At 49.6% G+C, this 14,529-nt stretch carries 13 protein-coding genes; 9 read left to right on the top strand and 4 right to left on the bottom strand.

The window, feature by feature from the left end:
- Nucleotides 1–73: 73 nt before the first annotated feature.
- The 5 genes from Q0W37_RS01655 (at nt 74) to Q0W37_RS01635 (ending at nt 6,320) form a co-directional block, all read left to right on the top strand.
- Nucleotides 74–808, top strand: coding sequence for a tetratricopeptide repeat protein (locus tag Q0W37_RS01655; RefSeq protein ID WP_297698141.1), 735 nt, complete (start codon nt 74–76; stop codon nt 806–808).
- Nucleotides 808–1,509: a hypothetical protein gene (locus Q0W37_RS01650; protein WP_297698139.1), complete on the top strand. Its 702-nt coding sequence runs from the start codon at nt 808–810 to the stop codon at nt 1,507–1,509. The genes Q0W37_RS01655 and Q0W37_RS01650 overlap by 1 nt, the downstream gene beginning before the upstream one ends.
- A 155-nt stretch (nt 1,510–1,664) precedes the next feature.
- Nucleotides 1,665–2,774: a hypothetical protein gene (locus Q0W37_RS01645; RefSeq protein ID WP_297698138.1), complete on the top strand. Its 1,110-nt coding sequence runs from the start codon at nt 1,665–1,667 to the stop codon at nt 2,772–2,774.
- Nucleotides 2,775–3,129: 355 nt separating this feature from the next.
- The gene (locus tag Q0W37_RS01640; protein WP_297698136.1) at nt 3,130–3,834 is read left to right on the top strand and encodes a hypothetical protein; all 705 of its coding nucleotides are present in this window, start codon (nt 3,130–3,132) and stop codon (nt 3,832–3,834) included.
- A 50-nt stretch (nt 3,835–3,884) separates the two neighbouring features.
- Nucleotides 3,885–6,320 (top strand): AAA family ATPase, encoded by a 2,436-nt coding sequence (locus Q0W37_RS01635; RefSeq protein ID WP_297698134.1) that lies wholly within the window; start codon nt 3,885–3,887, stop codon nt 6,318–6,320.
- Between the two features lie 174 nt (nt 6,321–6,494).
- Here the strand turns inward: Q0W37_RS01635 and Q0W37_RS01630 are convergent, their stop codons facing one another.
- The 4 genes from Q0W37_RS01630 to Q0W37_RS01615 all read right to left on the bottom strand — a co-directional run bounded on the left by Q0W37_RS01630 (nt 6,495) and on the right by Q0W37_RS01615 (nt 10,036).
- Complete coding sequence (locus Q0W37_RS01630; RefSeq protein ID WP_072979715.1) at nt 6,495–7,385, bottom strand: DUF58 domain-containing protein; 891 nt, start codon at nt 7,383–7,385, stop codon at nt 6,495–6,497.
- A 152-nt stretch (nt 7,386–7,537) separates the two neighbouring features.
- Nucleotides 7,538–8,239: a PHB depolymerase family esterase gene (locus tag Q0W37_RS01625; RefSeq protein WP_297698131.1), complete on the bottom strand. Its 702-nt coding sequence runs from the start codon at nt 8,237–8,239 to the stop codon at nt 7,538–7,540.
- A gap of 507 nt (nt 8,240–8,746) precedes the next feature.
- Nucleotides 8,747–9,175 carry a hypothetical protein gene (locus Q0W37_RS01620; RefSeq protein WP_297698129.1) on the bottom strand — a complete coding sequence of 143 codons (429 nt, stop codon included), beginning with the start codon at nt 9,173–9,175 and terminating at the stop codon, nt 8,747–8,749.
- 39 nt (nt 9,176–9,214) lie between these two features.
- Complete coding sequence (locus Q0W37_RS01615) at nt 9,215–10,036, bottom strand: hypothetical protein (RefSeq protein ID WP_297698127.1); 822 nt, start codon at nt 10,034–10,036, stop codon at nt 9,215–9,217.
- Nucleotides 10,037–10,685: 649 nt separating this feature from the next.
- Here Q0W37_RS01615 and nhaA point away from each other — a divergent pair.
- The 4 genes from nhaA (at nt 10,686) to Q0W37_RS01595 (ending at nt 14,515) form a co-directional block, all read left to right on the top strand.
- Nucleotides 10,686–12,044 carry a Na+/H+ antiporter NhaA gene (gene nhaA, locus Q0W37_RS01610; protein ID WP_297698126.1) on the top strand — a complete coding sequence of 453 codons (1,359 nt, stop codon included), beginning with the start codon at nt 10,686–10,688 and terminating at the stop codon, nt 12,042–12,044.
- Between the two features lie 75 nt (nt 12,045–12,119).
- A complete protein-coding gene (locus tag Q0W37_RS01605) occupies nt 12,120–12,476 on the top strand; it encodes a GIY-YIG nuclease family protein (RefSeq protein WP_297698124.1) in 357 nt (118 codons plus the stop codon).
- 167 nt (nt 12,477–12,643) lie between these two features.
- The gene (locus tag Q0W37_RS01600) at nt 12,644–13,735 is read left to right on the top strand and encodes a hypothetical protein (RefSeq protein ID WP_297698123.1); all 1,092 of its coding nucleotides are present in this window, start codon (nt 12,644–12,646) and stop codon (nt 13,733–13,735) included.
- Nucleotides 13,736–13,765: 30 nt separating this feature from the next.
- Nucleotides 13,766–14,515: a trypsin-like peptidase domain-containing protein gene (locus Q0W37_RS01595; protein ID WP_297698121.1), complete on the top strand. Its 750-nt coding sequence runs from the start codon at nt 13,766–13,768 to the stop codon at nt 14,513–14,515.
- Nucleotides 14,516–14,529 lie beyond the last annotated feature (14 nt).

The following is a 14,529-nucleotide window of genomic DNA, read 5'->3' as shown; positions in this document are numbered from 1 at the left end:
AAGATGTTTTGTCTCTGCGGACCCTAGGTCCCTAAGCATGCCGAAGGGCCGAGCAATCTATGGAAGTGTGAAAATGCGTTTTTTATTGATTTGTGTATGTTTGCTGTCGGCGGCCCTGTGGGCGCGGCCTATCAACGACGGCAATAAGCTGTTCAAGAACGGCGATTATGCCGGAGCGCTCGAAAAGTACATGAAGGCCCGTGAAGCCGAACCCGGAAATCCGCTCCTGTTCTACAATATCGGAACGTGCCAGTACAGGCTCGGTAATTACGAAGAAGCCAAGAAGGAACTTGAAAGCGCCGTGCGCATGCCGGATAAAAAGATGGCGGCGAAGGCTGCCTACAACCTGGCGAATACACATTTCCGTATGGGCGAAAAGGCTGCCGAAGGGAGCGAACGCATTGCGGCGTGGCGCGAATCGGTGGCGTACCTGAAAAAGGCGATTGACCTCGACAATAATTTCGAAAATGCGAAAAAGAACGTAGAAATCGTGCAGCGCAAGCTGAAGGAAGAACTGGATAAGCAAAAGCAGAACCAGGACCAGAATCAAAACAACAACGACCAGAAGCAACCGCCCCTGAGCGAGAAGGCGAAGGAAGTCCTTGCACGTGCCATGCAACTCAGCAAGGACGGCAAGTACGCCGAAGCGAAGGAAATGCTTGAAAACTTGATTGCCGAAGACGAAACTGCGGGTCAGCTCAGCGGTCACGTGCAGCGCATTGACGACGTCATCGAAATCAAGGCGGGCCGTAAGCCCAAGGCGAAGATTGACGCAAGCAACACCGACAACGACCTGGAGGTAATCTAATGGCTATGAGCTATGGGCACGCTCCCTTCGGTCGCTTCGAGGTGCGAGCTATTCAGATTTGTGCAGTTGTATTTTTCCTTGCAGTGGCGGCGTTTGCAGCCCCGAAGTCGGCGTCGGCCTATTACAGCGATGCTGCCTTCCAGTACATCGAAAACCGTTTGCCCAGTGCCGAAATTACTTGTAACGAAGGCCTGCAATATTATCCGAACGACCAGAAACTGCAGATGCTCCTGGATCGTATTCATGAGGCTAAGGACGAGCAGAAAAACGAAAACAAGAAGAACGATAAGAATCAAGATAATAACCAGAATCAGGACCAGAACCAAGATCAAAACCAGGATCAGAATAAGGACCAGCAGAATCAGGACCAAAATCAGAATGGTGAAGGTAATTCCAGCGGTTCTGAAAGTTCTTCGAGCGGCTCCGACGATCAGAATCAGGATCAGAATGGCGGCGGTCAGTCCAGTAGCTCGGATGCGGGAAGCTCCGATAGCGAAGGCGGTGTTGGCGAACAACCCGAGCAACCGCAAGAAAATTCAAGCGATAGCCAGGGTGACGAGCCCCAGGAACAGCCGGCGCAGATGGGCGAGATGAGCCCCGAAGATGCGGCCCAGCTCCTGAAGGATTTCGACGAACAGAACGGCGAACGCAAACCCTGGAAACCCATCCGCGGCCAAGCAAGACCTGCAAAAGACTGGTAAGGCGAATGCCAAAGTCAAACTTGTTTGACTTCGACTGAGCCGCTAAGTCTTGCGATTGAAAAGCGCTACGATTGGTAGCCGAGTGTCGCGAAGCCTAGCCTTTCATTTGTCACCCCGGCCACTGTGCCGGGGTCTCCTTTTTTATATTGCATTATATGAGAAATATTGCCCTTGTCTTTTGTTTCAGCGCCCTGGTGGGTGCAGGCATTGTCGCCTGCGGTGATGACTCGTCGTCAACGAGGGCGGCCGAGGCTCCATCGAGCGAAAGCTCGTTGGCTTCAAGTTCCTCCGAAACAACCAAGGTCCCAGCCAGCACTGAGCAGGGTCGAAGTGAGCCTGCCGAAGGGACTAGCTCCTCAGTGGCGGAGATTTCTTCCGAATCATCCAAGGACACTGAACCAGCCGAAGGGTCAAGTTCCTCCGAGGTCGTGGCGGCTTCTTCCGAGTCAGCGCCGAAATCGTCCTCGTCCGTTGTATCGACGGCTTCTTCGTCGAGCGTTGTGCCCGAATCCAGCTCCAGTGAGGACGAAGGTGACGGCATATGTACAAATTGCGATAGCTTTACCGCCGCAGACCCCGAACTCACCGAAAATGGTGGCAAAGGTTCCGTGACCACCTACGGGAGCATTACTGCAAAAGAAACGAGCCTCGGTGGCGCCTGCAACTATGGGCAGACCAACATTCAGTATTATGCGGCAATTCATGTGAACGTTTCTCCTGGCGACAATAAGGGCCCGTGGCAGGGTGGCCTTGCGTGTGGCGGCTGCGTCCGCGTGAAGGCGAAAACTCCCGATGGCTGGAAACGTGTGACCGTGCGCATTACCGACCGCTGCCCCGATGCGGATTGTGGCGTGGACCTGGGTGGTGCCCCTGCGTCGGACATCATGGGAATTCAGGTGGGCCGCTACTACGGCGAATGGGAATTCGTGAGCTGCGAAGGGGTGGAAGGCGTTTGGGGCGATTCGACATCGCTGTTTGTTAAGGACGGTGCCAATGCATTCTGGAGCGTTATCCAGGTGCGAAACCCCAGGGATATGGTCAGGGCCATTTCCATCAAGGGTGTCGATACACAAGATTCCTATGAACTACAGATGTTCTCTGGTGCCGAAAACTTCTGGGTGGTCCCCGAGGCGGTCTTACAGACGGATAACCGTTACCGCGTTATTGTAAATTACCGTACCGGTGAAGACGAGGAATGGAAAATCAAGGGCTCGGACCTTGCCGTTCCCGAAGCGAATTTGTACCTGTATAAGCACCGGGAATAGATCCGCTGATTTTTTTTTGTTTTTTTTATTTGACAAATTGAAAAAAGGAATCGATAAAGAGGTGTATGATTTTATCGAATTCCTTGGAGCCTAGTTCTGTCTGTGTCAAGAAAGAATCCCACTTGACAAATAGCATTTTTTTTTACTATATTAGGCTCCCTTTCTTTGAAAATTATTTGCTTGATTTCTTTGTGTCAGAAATTGACGCTAAAATTTACTATATTTAAGGGCGTAGCCTTCCTGATGTAATGATAATTGTAGTGCCTGCTGTTTAATGCAGGGTTTATATAACAGCTTTTCCTTTGATCTGCTTCAAAGGGGTTTCTAGAAGTCGCCTTTCGGCGAAAGGAGTTCTATGTACAAAAAAATTCTCGCATTGGTCGAAATGGCCCAGTCCAACCCTTCTGCTTGCGAACAGGTTGCATCCCGCCTGTGGGACATCCTTGGCGAGAAGATGGTGGACCACGCCGTTGCGCTCTTCTATCGCATCAAGCCCGACTTCTCCAAGATGACTATGAGGTTGGGCGAACTCCGCATTGATTTGGCGGGGGATATCTATCCTCTGTTTATCGATGCCATTATGCAGTTCGATCAGACGAAAAATGCGTCGTTTATGACTTTCGTGACGAATAAGATCTATTGGAAGTTCGTGGACGAAAAGTGCGAAAACTCGGAACGCTCCGTACACGAGGTCTTGGCCAGTCAGCTGTCGCCCGAAGATTTGATGAGTCAGGACGAAGCACTTTCGTCGATGGATTATAACTATGGTGATGAAAATGATTTGACAAATCACATCGCATGTGACGATAATAATGATGAAATGATTAGTTGGAAGGAATTTGTGTCTAAGGTGGAGTCGCTGGTTGCCGACAAGGATTCGCTCCTGAAGTTGATCAGGACTCACCTCAAGACGCTTGAATGTAGTGACCGTTATGAAGAGGCGGAGACGGCGGAACGTCTCTCGTGTACTCGTGCTACGGTGTACAATCGTTTTAAGCAGATCAGGCAAATCCTGATTCAAAACGGTCTGGACAAGGAATTCTACCGTCTTGCCGCCTAAGTACCTATTACTCGCAAATTTCGCCAAGCAACTTTAAAAAGAAGGTTCCCATGCAGACTACCCCCTATTTCAAAAAAGTTTATCAGAGCCTGAAAAAGTCGGACAGGCGCTCTGGTACAAGATCGAACAAGCTGGATTTTGCGGACCTCAAGATCCTGGAGTACTGGGTGCGCATTGTCCGCGACAGCCCTGAAAGCCTGAACAAGGAAATCGCTATCCGCTTGGTGAACGAGCCTTACCGTAGTGCCATCGTGGAAGGGTTTATCGAGACCCTTGGCGGTTATATCAAGCCGAAACGCCCGGCGGCGAAAAAGAAAAAGCAACCGGTCGAGTTCAACAATGACCGGGGTTGCGATGCAATCGATGAAGATGTTTTCGACGAAATCTTCGATGAAGATGGCTCGTTTGAAGACCCGGACGAAGTCGTGATGGACACGGAATATTGCGATAGCCGCTTTCTAAGGCAGATTTGCCGCTACCGTAAGGAAATCAAGCTAGGCGCTCGCGACCAGGTGACCGGAAATCTGCTCAAGACGATAGCCGATGTCGAGCCGTCTTCGATGGCGCCGTTCCTATACAAGCGCGTACAGAATGTTATCTGCGAGAACTTCGAAAAGTATGCGCTGAAGATGCTCTCTCGAGGGATCTCGGAAAACGACCGAGTCTACAAGCGTGTGCAGAAGGTCAAGGAAACCTATCGCCTGAATGATGACGAGACCGAAATGCTCGTGTATATGTGGCTGCACAATCGCGAGGATATGCAGATTGATTCGGATGGGGAGTTCTTTGGCCGCCGCCGTCGCCATTTCGGCCCGCCGAATATTACGCAGAGCATGCTCCGCGAACTTGCCCGTGCGACTGGCCTCGACCAGGACTACGTTTCGAGTCTGTTGGGCAAGAACGGTACGCTCCGTATGCTGAACCTGTGTGACGACGAACTCGACATTCCCCCGGAAGTACAGTCCTACCTAAACGGCTATGGCGACAGTACGGGGCTCAAGGCGTTCCGTCTTGCCGAACCGGGAACGGTTCCGTTTGCGCAGCTGCAGGGCGGAAATCTCGATGCGGCGCTTGCTCTCGACATGATCCGGAATCACGATTACAAGCATCCGCTGAACATCCTGTTTTACGGGGTCGAGGGTTCCGGCAAGACCGAACTTGCGAAGGCGATTGCGAAGGAAGCCGGGCTTCCGCTGTGGGAAGTGAGTATCGATGCCGACAATGCGGAACAGGGACGCCGCATGGAATCGCGCTCGCAGAGCCTGATGTATTACCGCGTTCGTGCGGCGATGCTTGCCAACTGGCAGTGCGAACAGCAGCCTGGCATCATCATGATCGACGAGGCGGACCTGGTGCTGAACGGCTTCGAGAAGGGGAGCCTGAACCATTTCTTCGAAACGCTGCGTACGCCCGTCATCTGGATTACCAACTCCCTGCACTTTACGGAAGGGAGCACCCGCCGCCGCTTCGATTTCTCGATTGCGTTCAAGGGGCTTTCCAAGGATGAACGTCTGAGTATGCTCGACTCCGTACTTAAGGCGCAGTCTGCCGAAACGATGCTTACGCCCGAAGAAAAGCTGAAGCTCGTGGTGGAATACCCTGCGATGGCCGGCGGATTTACGCTGGCGACGCAGCGTACGCGTGACCTGCTTGCCTGCGGTGCCACGACCCAGGCGTACCCGACCATGGCGCGTATCCTGAAAGCGCATACGCAACTTCTCGGAATCAAGAACGGCACGCTTCGCGATGTGGAATGTCACGCTCCGTCGTACTCGCTGGGCGGCCTCAATATCGAGGGCTCTGTCGACGAAATCATGGAGGTCGTGCAGGCTTACGATAAGGTGTGGAAGGGACTTGACGAGAATTCGGCCCCGAACTCGCTGAACATTCTGCTTTACGGTCCTCCGGGAACCGGCAAGACGGAATTCGTGCGCCACATCGCGCGCACCTTGGGCCGCAACCTTGTGGTGCGCAAGGCGAGCGATCTTCTGGGAATGTTCGTGGGCCAGACGGAAGCGCAGATTGCCGCCGCATTTGAAGAGGCGGAACGCACCAAGTCGATTCTGTTCTTCGACGAAGCCGACAGTTTCCTGCGTGACCGCTCCGGTGCTATGCAGGGCCACGAAGTTTCGAAGGTGAACGAAATCCTCACCCGCATGGAAAGCTTCAAGGGAATCTTTATCGCGGCGACGAACTTCGACAGTTCCCTGGATGCGGCGAGCCGCCGTCGTTTCGCGCTGAAGCTCGGGTTCGGCTACCTGAAACCTGAAGGAGTCCGTCACATGTGGGATGTGTTCTTCCCGACGCTCTCCTGTCCGGATACCGTCGCGAACCTCCCGATGCTTACGCCGGGCGATTTCAACGCGGTGAATGGCCGCCTGCGTTTCCTGCCCGAAAGTGTGCGCACCGCAAGCCGCATCGAGGCGGAACTCCGCAAGGAGCTGAGCGCCAAGGATGCCCATGCTGGCCGTACCATGGGCTTTTAAAAGCGGAGCGTCGAAAGAGTTTACTCTCTAAAGATACCGTGCATCCTGCCGGTGTGTTGTGGTAAGGGACCGTGTGGGCGAAAGCCTGCACGGTTTCTTGCTATTTGACGGCGAACAAAATAAACCCTCAATAATAATTGAGGGCTTTTATAATTTCGTTGTTATGGCTCGTGATTACGAACGGTTCTTCTTGGCGCGGCGGCGGAAGTGCTCGATGAGCGGTGCCACCGTTTCCTTGAAGTCGTCGTGAGTTTCAATGCGCACGAAGTCGATGGACATTCGCTGGAACAGTTCCTTGGTCGCCTTGCCTTGGCGCTTTGCCTCGCGGGCGAATGCTTCGCGGAAGGCGGCGTCGCCGGTGTCGATCAGGAGCGTTTCGCCAGTTTCTGGATCCTCGAGTTCTACGAGGCCTGCGGGCGGGAGTTCCATTTCGCGGGGGTCGACGACGGAAACCGCAAGCACGTCGTGGCGCTTACGGAGAATCTTGAAGGCGTTTTCGAAACCTTCGTCGAGGAAGTCGCTCATCACCACGACGACGGCACGACGGTTCAGGATTTTGCCTGCATACTCAAGGGCCACTTGAGTGTTCGTGCCGTGGTGCTGCGGCTTGAAGTAAAGGATCTCGCGGATGAGCCGCAGCACGTGCTTGCGCCCCTTCTCCGGCGGAATGAAGAGTTCCACCTGGTCAGTGTAAATCAGCAGGCCGACCTTGTCGTTGTTCTTGATGGCGGCAAAAGCGAGCAGGGCGGTCAAGGTCGCCATGACTTCGCCCTTCATCTGCTTGCCGGAACCGAATTCGGAGCTGCTCGACGCGTCAACCATAAGGAGCATGGTCATTTCGCGTTCTTCGATAAACTTCTTCACATACGGCGTGCCCGTACGCGCGGTCACGTTCCAGTCGATGGTACGAACGTCGTCGCCCGGCATGTACTCGCGGACCTCGCTGAACTCCATACCATTCCCCTTGAAGGAACTATGGTAAGCGCCTGTCATCACGGTATCGAGCGTGCCGCGGACGCTGAGCTCGATGCGGCTCACGGTCTTTAAAACTTCTTTATCTAGCATCTGGTATATTGCCCCGCCGACTCACGCCCATAAGGCGTAAAATCAAACCGGGTATCTCCTATTTTTCAATAAGAATATACAAAAGTCTTTAGCTAAAGAGTAATCGGGGCGTTTCGTGTATATTGCCCCGCAGGGTGGAGTGCGGCTGCGGTTTAAGGCAGCGTGAACTGCTTCAGGAATGGCCAGCCGATGGTGGCATCGCCCTGACTGTGGCCATTGGTTTCGCCCTCTTTGTTTGGAGTGCCCTTGTTGATGCAGAGAACCACTTTCGTGCCATCCTTGCAGTTGGAGTATTCTTCGCAACCGTCGGAATTTGTTGTCGGCTCGCCGGTGCAGCCGTCTTTTTCTGCCCAGAATCTGAAGCTCCCTTCGGCGCCGAGGAAGTTCAAACCGTCGTTGTAACCGCTGTCGCCGCCCTGATAACGGCAGACGGGGTCGCCCGTGCCACGGAACATGATGACAGAAACGGGACTTTCCGGTTCGCATTTGGCACTATTCGTCTTGTTCAAGTCCATGCCTGCTGTAGCAACGGCGGCAAAGACATCCGACATGGAACAGGCTACCTGGTGGGCCATACTGCCGCCCATCGAGAAACCCGTTGCATACACGCGCTTCTTGTCGATGCAGGCCGTTTCTTCGACAGCGGCGATCATTTCGCGGGAAAAGTCCACATCATTGTCGTCTGAACAACAGGGACCTACATTCCTGCCGGGCATGTTCATTACCTGTATAGATTTAGGTTCTTTCATGGACGTACCATCGGGGTACAGTGAAAATACTCCTTCGGGCTCAGTCTGCGTCTTGTAGGCCTCAGGCACGGTCATCATGAATGTGCACTTTTTGCCGTCTACCATCACGCTCAAATTGTAAATGCGCCTTATTACTACTTCTCCTGCTACTACTAGCTCTGGTTTCAAGGTGTCCAAGCCGTTTTTGCATAGTCAAATTATAGTTTAATCATCGCAGAAGTTGTCATATTGCAATTCGAAGAATTGCGATTGTTCAAGGGAATTTTCTGGACTGAGTATATATAAACTTGTGTTGCTGTGACGCTTGACAAAGAAATTGATAGTCCTGTTTTCAGTGGAGTCTGATGACCAGTAAAATTTCATGTTTACGGTCCAGTTAAAATTGTCAATGTCGCGGTTCTCTTCGAGCCAGTAGACATTGTTTGTGTCGCTTTTTGAATAGATTAGTGAATCGCCCGCGAACACTTCAACATACAAGGAGTCGGCGCCTTTAGGTTTATATATATTGATATGTGTTGTGCATTCTAAATCAGGCCAAAAGAACGAAAAAATATCGCTGCAGGAGCTAAGCAAAAAGAGGAGTAAGGCAATCAATATACGCATAGGAACTTGTCAGCTATTTTTCTCTATTATTTTGTAGTTGGACAATTCGTTACATTTGCCTGTGGACAAATTATCAAATAGGCTGATGCCGTCGGGTCGAGTCGTTAGGTAGATGGACGTAACGCCGCTTTTGACCTCTATGCGGTAGGGGGTTCCACGTTGCCACTGGTCATCACAAAAAAATTCTATTTCAAGTTCGTATTCGGATTCGAGCCTATTGCCGGCAAAAACTGGATTCAATTCGCCCGTCCCTATATATTGAAGTACGACATCTTCGTCGCTGCGGACGGTTATTTTTAATGAGTCTGCAACTGGCGGGCATTCAATATGTAAACCGACATGGACTTCGTCATAGTCTTGATCAGGAAAACGCTCGCATTGGCAGAGGGACAATGGCGCTGTCAAGACAAGTAATTTGGCGAAGGCGTATGGTTTCATTTTGGACTCCGTCCTAAATATATAATTTTGAGCAATTCTTTACATTGGCAACGCCTTGATGTAGGCTTGCACTTGCTTCACGGAGAGCGGCGTGGTACCCGTTTCAAATGTGGCGATGAAGTTCTTGCCCAAAATGTATCCGCTGGCGGCATAGCGTGCGATTTTCTGGATGGCGTTTTCGGCGTAATCGGGATCGCCCATGAGTCCGAAATGTTCCCAGATGATTTTTTCGCGGGTTCGCTTGTCGAGACAGGTGAAGTCGGGGTAGAGCGTGCCCCAGCCCTTGATGCTGGTGGGGTATTCGTAGCGGAAGGGAATCTTTGCGCGACTGAGCGCGTCCGCGATGATGACTTCGGATTTCGAGCGGACGCGTACGCCCGTGCTCGAGAAGAATTCGGGGGCGTTGATTTCGAAGGGTTTCCCCGTATAGGGGAAATGTTGCCATGCCGCGACGAATTCCTCGTCGCATTCCCGCACGGGCGTCACCAGGGCGCGGCGCCCCGGATGCAGCTCGGTGTAGGCTGCGTCAAGTGCGCCAGGCCGGTAATCGGCAAGGAACCGGTCGATGACCGCAATCTGTTTTTTCAGGGCTTCCGCCGCGTCCTTGTTGTAGTCGCGTTGCGCAATCGCCGCCGCCTTGCGTATATCCCTTTTCGGAAGGTAGGTGCCGTTGGGAGCATCGCTTGAATCAACAATGTAGTATTGCGGTCGGTTGTGGTTTGTAATGACGCGAAGGTTTCCTATTGGAGCATGTCTTGGCTTTGGAGGAATTTTGGCGAGCAGTTCGCGAAGTTCTGTGCGTTGCTTGTTTGCCGCAAGAACCAGCGGATCGCTTTGTTGAGTTATATCTTGTATTCCCATTGTTTTTCCTTGTTAAACAAAAAAGCGCTGATATGTTGTTATGACATACCAAACGCTTGGGAATGCTGCTAATGTACAAAAAAATGCAAATTCTGTCAAATTGCGGGCGGTGCTGCTCGGGTGATGTATCCTAAATTGGAGTGAAGGGAAATTTTTTTGGAAAAAATAGGGCTTTGCGGGTGAGGCTTACATACTGAATTGGAAAAAAGCTTGTTTAGTATGTAAAATTGGGGCGAAAACGGGGTGAATGTGAGACTTTTACGCCTGCAAAATAGGATTTGGAGCGTAAAAAGGTGCTTTTTGTTGACTAAATGCGATTAATTTGTATGAAAATTACATACTGGGCGCAAAAAAAAGATTGGTCAGTATGTAAGCGCTTTGGCAAATTACGTTGAATTACATACTAAAAGTCGTTTTCTTGTCATTTAGTATGTAACAGGGGCTTAACAGGGTGTGGTGAACAGAAGATGATTGCGAAAAGGGTGCAATTATCTCTACATTGTATGGAGCTCGCCCCTGTTTAAACTCAATTTGCTCCCTTTTATCGCCAAAATCGCATTTTTGTTCTTTTTGGGGCAGTCACTTTTACAAAAAATGATTATTTTGTAAGGTGCAAGGCTGAATCACTCAACCCCAAAGAAAGGTGGCTATGTCCGCAAAAGTTACGAGTAGCGACAAAATAGAAGATTTGTTCCCGGAAACGTCCATCCGTAAGATTATTACGCCGGTGGAACGCTTGATGAAGGTGGAGACGACTGGCGGTATCGTCCTGATCATCATGACGATTGCGGCCCTCCTGTGGGCGAACCTTGCACCTGAAAGTTACCATCATTTTTGGCATTTGCCCTTCGCGATGACGATTGGGAGCTGGGTGGGGTCTGCGGACCTGCACTGGTTCATCAACGACGCGATGATGACGATTTTCTTCTTCAATATCGGGCTCGAAGTCAAGGGCGAGATGACCTACGGCGAACTCAGGAACCCGAAGGCGGCGAGTCTGCCGATTATTGCCGCGGCGGGCGGTATGCTTTTCCCCGCGCTGATTTACTTGACCTTGTGTCCGCATGGAGCGGATAGTGCCGCGCATGGCTGGGGTATCCCGACGGCGACCGATATTGCGTTTGTGGTGGGCTGCATGGCGATTCTCGGAAAGAAGGTGCCGCATGCGCTCCGCGTAATGATCTTGACATTGGCGATTGCCGACGATATCGGTGCGATTCTGGTGATTGCGATTGGCTACCCGAGTGGAGATGGAATCAACTTCCTTGCGCTGGGAGCTGGATTTGCTCTGCTCGTGTTGATCAATGTGCTGTTCCGTATAGGCGTGAGGAACCTCCTGCTGCATGGAGTGATCGGCATTGCCGTGTGGGCGTTCTTCGTGAAGAGTGGCGTGCATCCGACCATTGCGGGCGTGCTGCTCGGACTCTCGGTGCCGGCAAAGCCCGTGCTTGCGAAGGGAAAGCTTGCACAGTTTGCGGGGAGCGTTGGCGGAAAGCTTTCGGGCGAAACGAAGGACCGCAACGAACAGTACGAGGTGTTTACGTTGTTGAAGCAGGGTGCCCGCGAAAGTATCTCGATGCAGGAGCGCCTGTTCAAGCCGCTCGTGCCGTGGGTGAACTTCTTCATTATGCCGCTGTTCGCGCTCAGCAACGCCGGTGTCGAAATCAAGCTCGGTGGCGTGGAAGTGCCTGTGATGGGTGCGGTGGCGCTCGCCCTGATTTTCGGTAAGCCGATAGGTATTTTCCTGTTTAGCCTCTTGGCCGTGAAGATTGGCGTGTCGGTGAAGCCGAGCTACAGCTGGAAGGTTCTTTGGGGCGGCGGCATGCTCGCCGGTATCGGCTTCACGATGGCGCTCTTTGTGGCAAGCCTCGCCTTTGACGTTGGCGACCGTCAGGATTCTGCAAAGCTCGGCATTCTGCTCGGGAGCTTCTGTGCCGCAATCCTCGGTACGATCTATATGAGCCTCGTGTCGAAGGCGCATCACGAGTCAGAAACAGACGCAAAATAGTAGAAAGCGCCGCGAACGTGTCATCCTGAGTGGATGAGGCGAAACCTCGGAGCGAAGGATCTCTAGTAGCCCTGTATGCCTCATTTCGTCTACATGCTCCGTTGTGCGGGAAACCGTATCTATACGGGGTATGCGGTCGATGTCGAAGCACGTTTTGAACAACATAAATCTGGCAGGGGAGCGAAGTTTACCAAGGCTTTCCCGCCGGAGTGCATCCTGCGAAAATTTGAACTCGTCTCCCACGAAGAAGCGCTCCGCCTAGAAGCCCGCATTAAGAAACTGCCCCGCCCGCAAAAGGAACTGCTCGCCGCTGGCGACGAAACCCTGACTGCGGAACTGCTCGCAGGCCTTGGCGAAACCCTTGAAGAATCCCGCGCCCGCAAGCGCCGCGAAAACCGGGCGCAAAAGAAGAACTCTGCTACTTCCAAATGATACTTGGTTTACTTTTATCACGAAACTGCGAAATTTTCATGCAGAAAGTAAACTGTAGCTGAATTTTTAAAAGAGTACCGAGAAAATAAGTGCTTTGTTTTTTGTAAAAGACAATTGCCTTTACTATATTTCTATCATAATAATGTTGGAAAAATGGAATTTCTAATATGAAATTATTTATGCTAGTCTTCATAGCCGTGGAAATACTCTTTTGCTCACTAGGACTTGCTTACTGTAGTTCTTCTGAAAAAGAAAAAAATGAAATAGAACAATTTGTTTACGATTTCTTCGGGGAATACCCCGTTAATACTCCGTCTGATATGCGAAGCTTGTATTTGAGAAAAGATATATTTGATAGCACTGAGTTTGCTGAATGCGTAAGGAGTATAAAAGACGAAGTGCGTTCTCAAAAAGAATCTGTTGTTTTCTTTGGCTCCGTTAAATTTGTGTTAAAAAACTCTAGCTACTTTGAATTGACGTACTCGGATTCAAATTCTTCAGCACTTTATCCCAAACCAGTCGTCTCTATGCGGATAAAAGATGTTCAAGATTTTTTTCCCGAAAGTATTCAAAGAAAGATTTTTGCTAACTGGTTAGAAAAGGATTCAATCGTTTTTGTTGGTGATGAAGCTAATGTGATTGCCAAGTCTGTATATCGTTTGAATGAATTTTATTTTGATACCGTTGTTGTATCGTATCAAAAAGATGAACTTGACAGATACGTAAACTATAAAATAAATGACCTATGTCGAATAAAAGATAAATTAACCTTTGAATTGCAATATTTCGGAAATGGCTTGTCATATTTTTCCATAAATACTACAGGCAAACCCTATGGAATAGAAAAAGCCAAGATTGTTGACCAATGGAAAAATGACTACATTCCCATTCTAGAACTATGTGATGATTGCAACCTAAAAAAGATTGATTCTGTTCATTACGAAATTTCTGGAATTATTGAAACGACAAAAGCTCGTGGAGACGCTTTGTTTGATTACGTTTTTCAACCTAAGCTCCAATTTTTTGCTGAATATCAGACTCCTCCTAAGATATTTGAAAAAAAAGAACGTTCTGAAAACAATGACAAGAATTTATCAGGCAGAGTAAAGAAAAAACTTTATACAATTGAGATAAAAGATTATGATCGTCTTGGTGACTGCGATTTGACAGAAAAGAAATGTTTCCATTTAGGACGCGCAAAGTGTGAATCAATTTATTACAAGGTGCGAGCTTTGCCGTCGTCGTGCTTGCATTTTTAGAATGTGTATTTTTTTTAATAAAATTTCCCAATGATAAATGCTTACAAGAATATCAATGTATTCCCGTCATACGCTACAGAAAATGAACTTGACAGAAGTAAAGCTCTACATACTTGTCAAATATTCCAAATTGATAATTGCTGGGCAAAATCTGTCGCTTCGGGAACTTTTATTAATCTTTTAATAGATGGTTTTAGGCGATGTTTACTGACAGCTGCTCATGTAGTGCAATCCTCAAATTTGGCTATTGAATCTTCCTTGTCCCGAGAAGAGCATCCAGAATATAATTCCTTAAATGCATACTCGAAATTAGTTTCTGAAGAACACGATTGGGCTTTATTTTCGCTTGTCGATTTTCATGCTGATGATATTTTAAAATTAGGCAAACAATTTTGTAATTGCGTTGGAAAGTTATCTACACCTTATACATTTTGCGGATTCCCGTCTTCAAAAAATAAATCGACTTCTAGTTTAGTTAAATGTCGTCCTTATAGTCATACGGATGATGAAATTTCTGAAGATGATTACAAATTGCTAAAAATAGACCCATATGAGCGCATTGCAATAAGATTTCACAAACAAAGGGTGGTGAATGCAAAAACGCAAGAACCATTTGTTTTCCCGGAACCTCAAGGTATGAGTGGAGGTCCTATTTTTGATAAAAATGGGAATTTAGCTGGAATCGTCACAAATTACGAACAGAAACATAATGTCCTATATGGAACAAGGATTGAAACGATTATAAGAGATCTTGTTGAAGAAAAATGTGTCCTAAAATAGACTTTGAAATTTTC

This window comes from uncultured Fibrobacter sp. (genome assembly GCF_947166265.1).
In the GTDB taxonomy this organism is placed as follows: Bacteria; Fibrobacterota; Fibrobacteria; order Fibrobacterales; family Fibrobacteraceae; genus Fibrobacter.
The sequence above is the reverse complement of the archived record's forward strand: the minus strand, read 5'-3'. Positions and strand labels throughout refer to the sequence as shown.

Bases quoted from the DNA above. Each gene is read 5' to 3' on its own strand.
- Q0W37_RS01615 (WP_297698127.1), bottom strand. From the start codon at position 10,036: ATGGGAATACAAGATATAACTCAACAAAGCGATCCGCTGGTTCTTGCG.
- Q0W37_RS01620 (WP_297698129.1), bottom strand. From the start codon at position 9,175: ATGAAACCATACGCCTTCGCCAAATTACTTGTCTTGACAGCGCCATTG.
- Q0W37_RS01635 (WP_297698134.1), top strand. From the start codon at position 3,885: ATGCAGACTACCCCCTATTTCAAAAAAGTTTATCAGAGCCTGAAAAAG.
- nhaA (WP_297698126.1), top strand. From the start codon at position 10,686: ATGTCCGCAAAAGTTACGAGTAGCGACAAAATAGAAGATTTGTTCCCG.
- Q0W37_RS01600 (WP_297698123.1), top strand. From the start codon at position 12,644: ATGAAATTATTTATGCTAGTCTTCATAGCCGTGGAAATACTCTTTTGC.
- Q0W37_RS01640 (WP_297698136.1), top strand. From the start codon at position 3,130: ATGTACAAAAAAATTCTCGCATTGGTCGAAATGGCCCAGTCCAACCCT.
- Q0W37_RS01650 (WP_297698139.1), top strand. From the start codon at position 808: ATGGCTATGAGCTATGGGCACGCTCCCTTCGGTCGCTTCGAGGTGCGA.
- Q0W37_RS01595 (WP_297698121.1), top strand. From the start codon at position 13,766: ATGATAAATGCTTACAAGAATATCAATGTATTCCCGTCATACGCTACA.
- Q0W37_RS01655 (WP_297698141.1), top strand. From the start codon at position 74: ATGCGTTTTTTATTGATTTGTGTATGTTTGCTGTCGGCGGCCCTGTGG.
- Q0W37_RS01625 (WP_297698131.1), bottom strand. From the start codon at position 8,239: ATGGTAGACGGCAAAAAGTGCACATTCATGATGACCGTGCCTGAGGCC.
- Q0W37_RS01630 (WP_072979715.1), bottom strand. From the start codon at position 7,385: ATGCTAGATAAAGAAGTTTTAAAGACCGTGAGCCGCATCGAGCTCAGC.
- Q0W37_RS01645 (WP_297698138.1), top strand. From the start codon at position 1,665: ATGAGAAATATTGCCCTTGTCTTTTGTTTCAGCGCCCTGGTGGGTGCA.
- Q0W37_RS01605 (WP_297698124.1), top strand. From the start codon at position 12,120: ATGCCTCATTTCGTCTACATGCTCCGTTGTGCGGGAAACCGTATCTAT.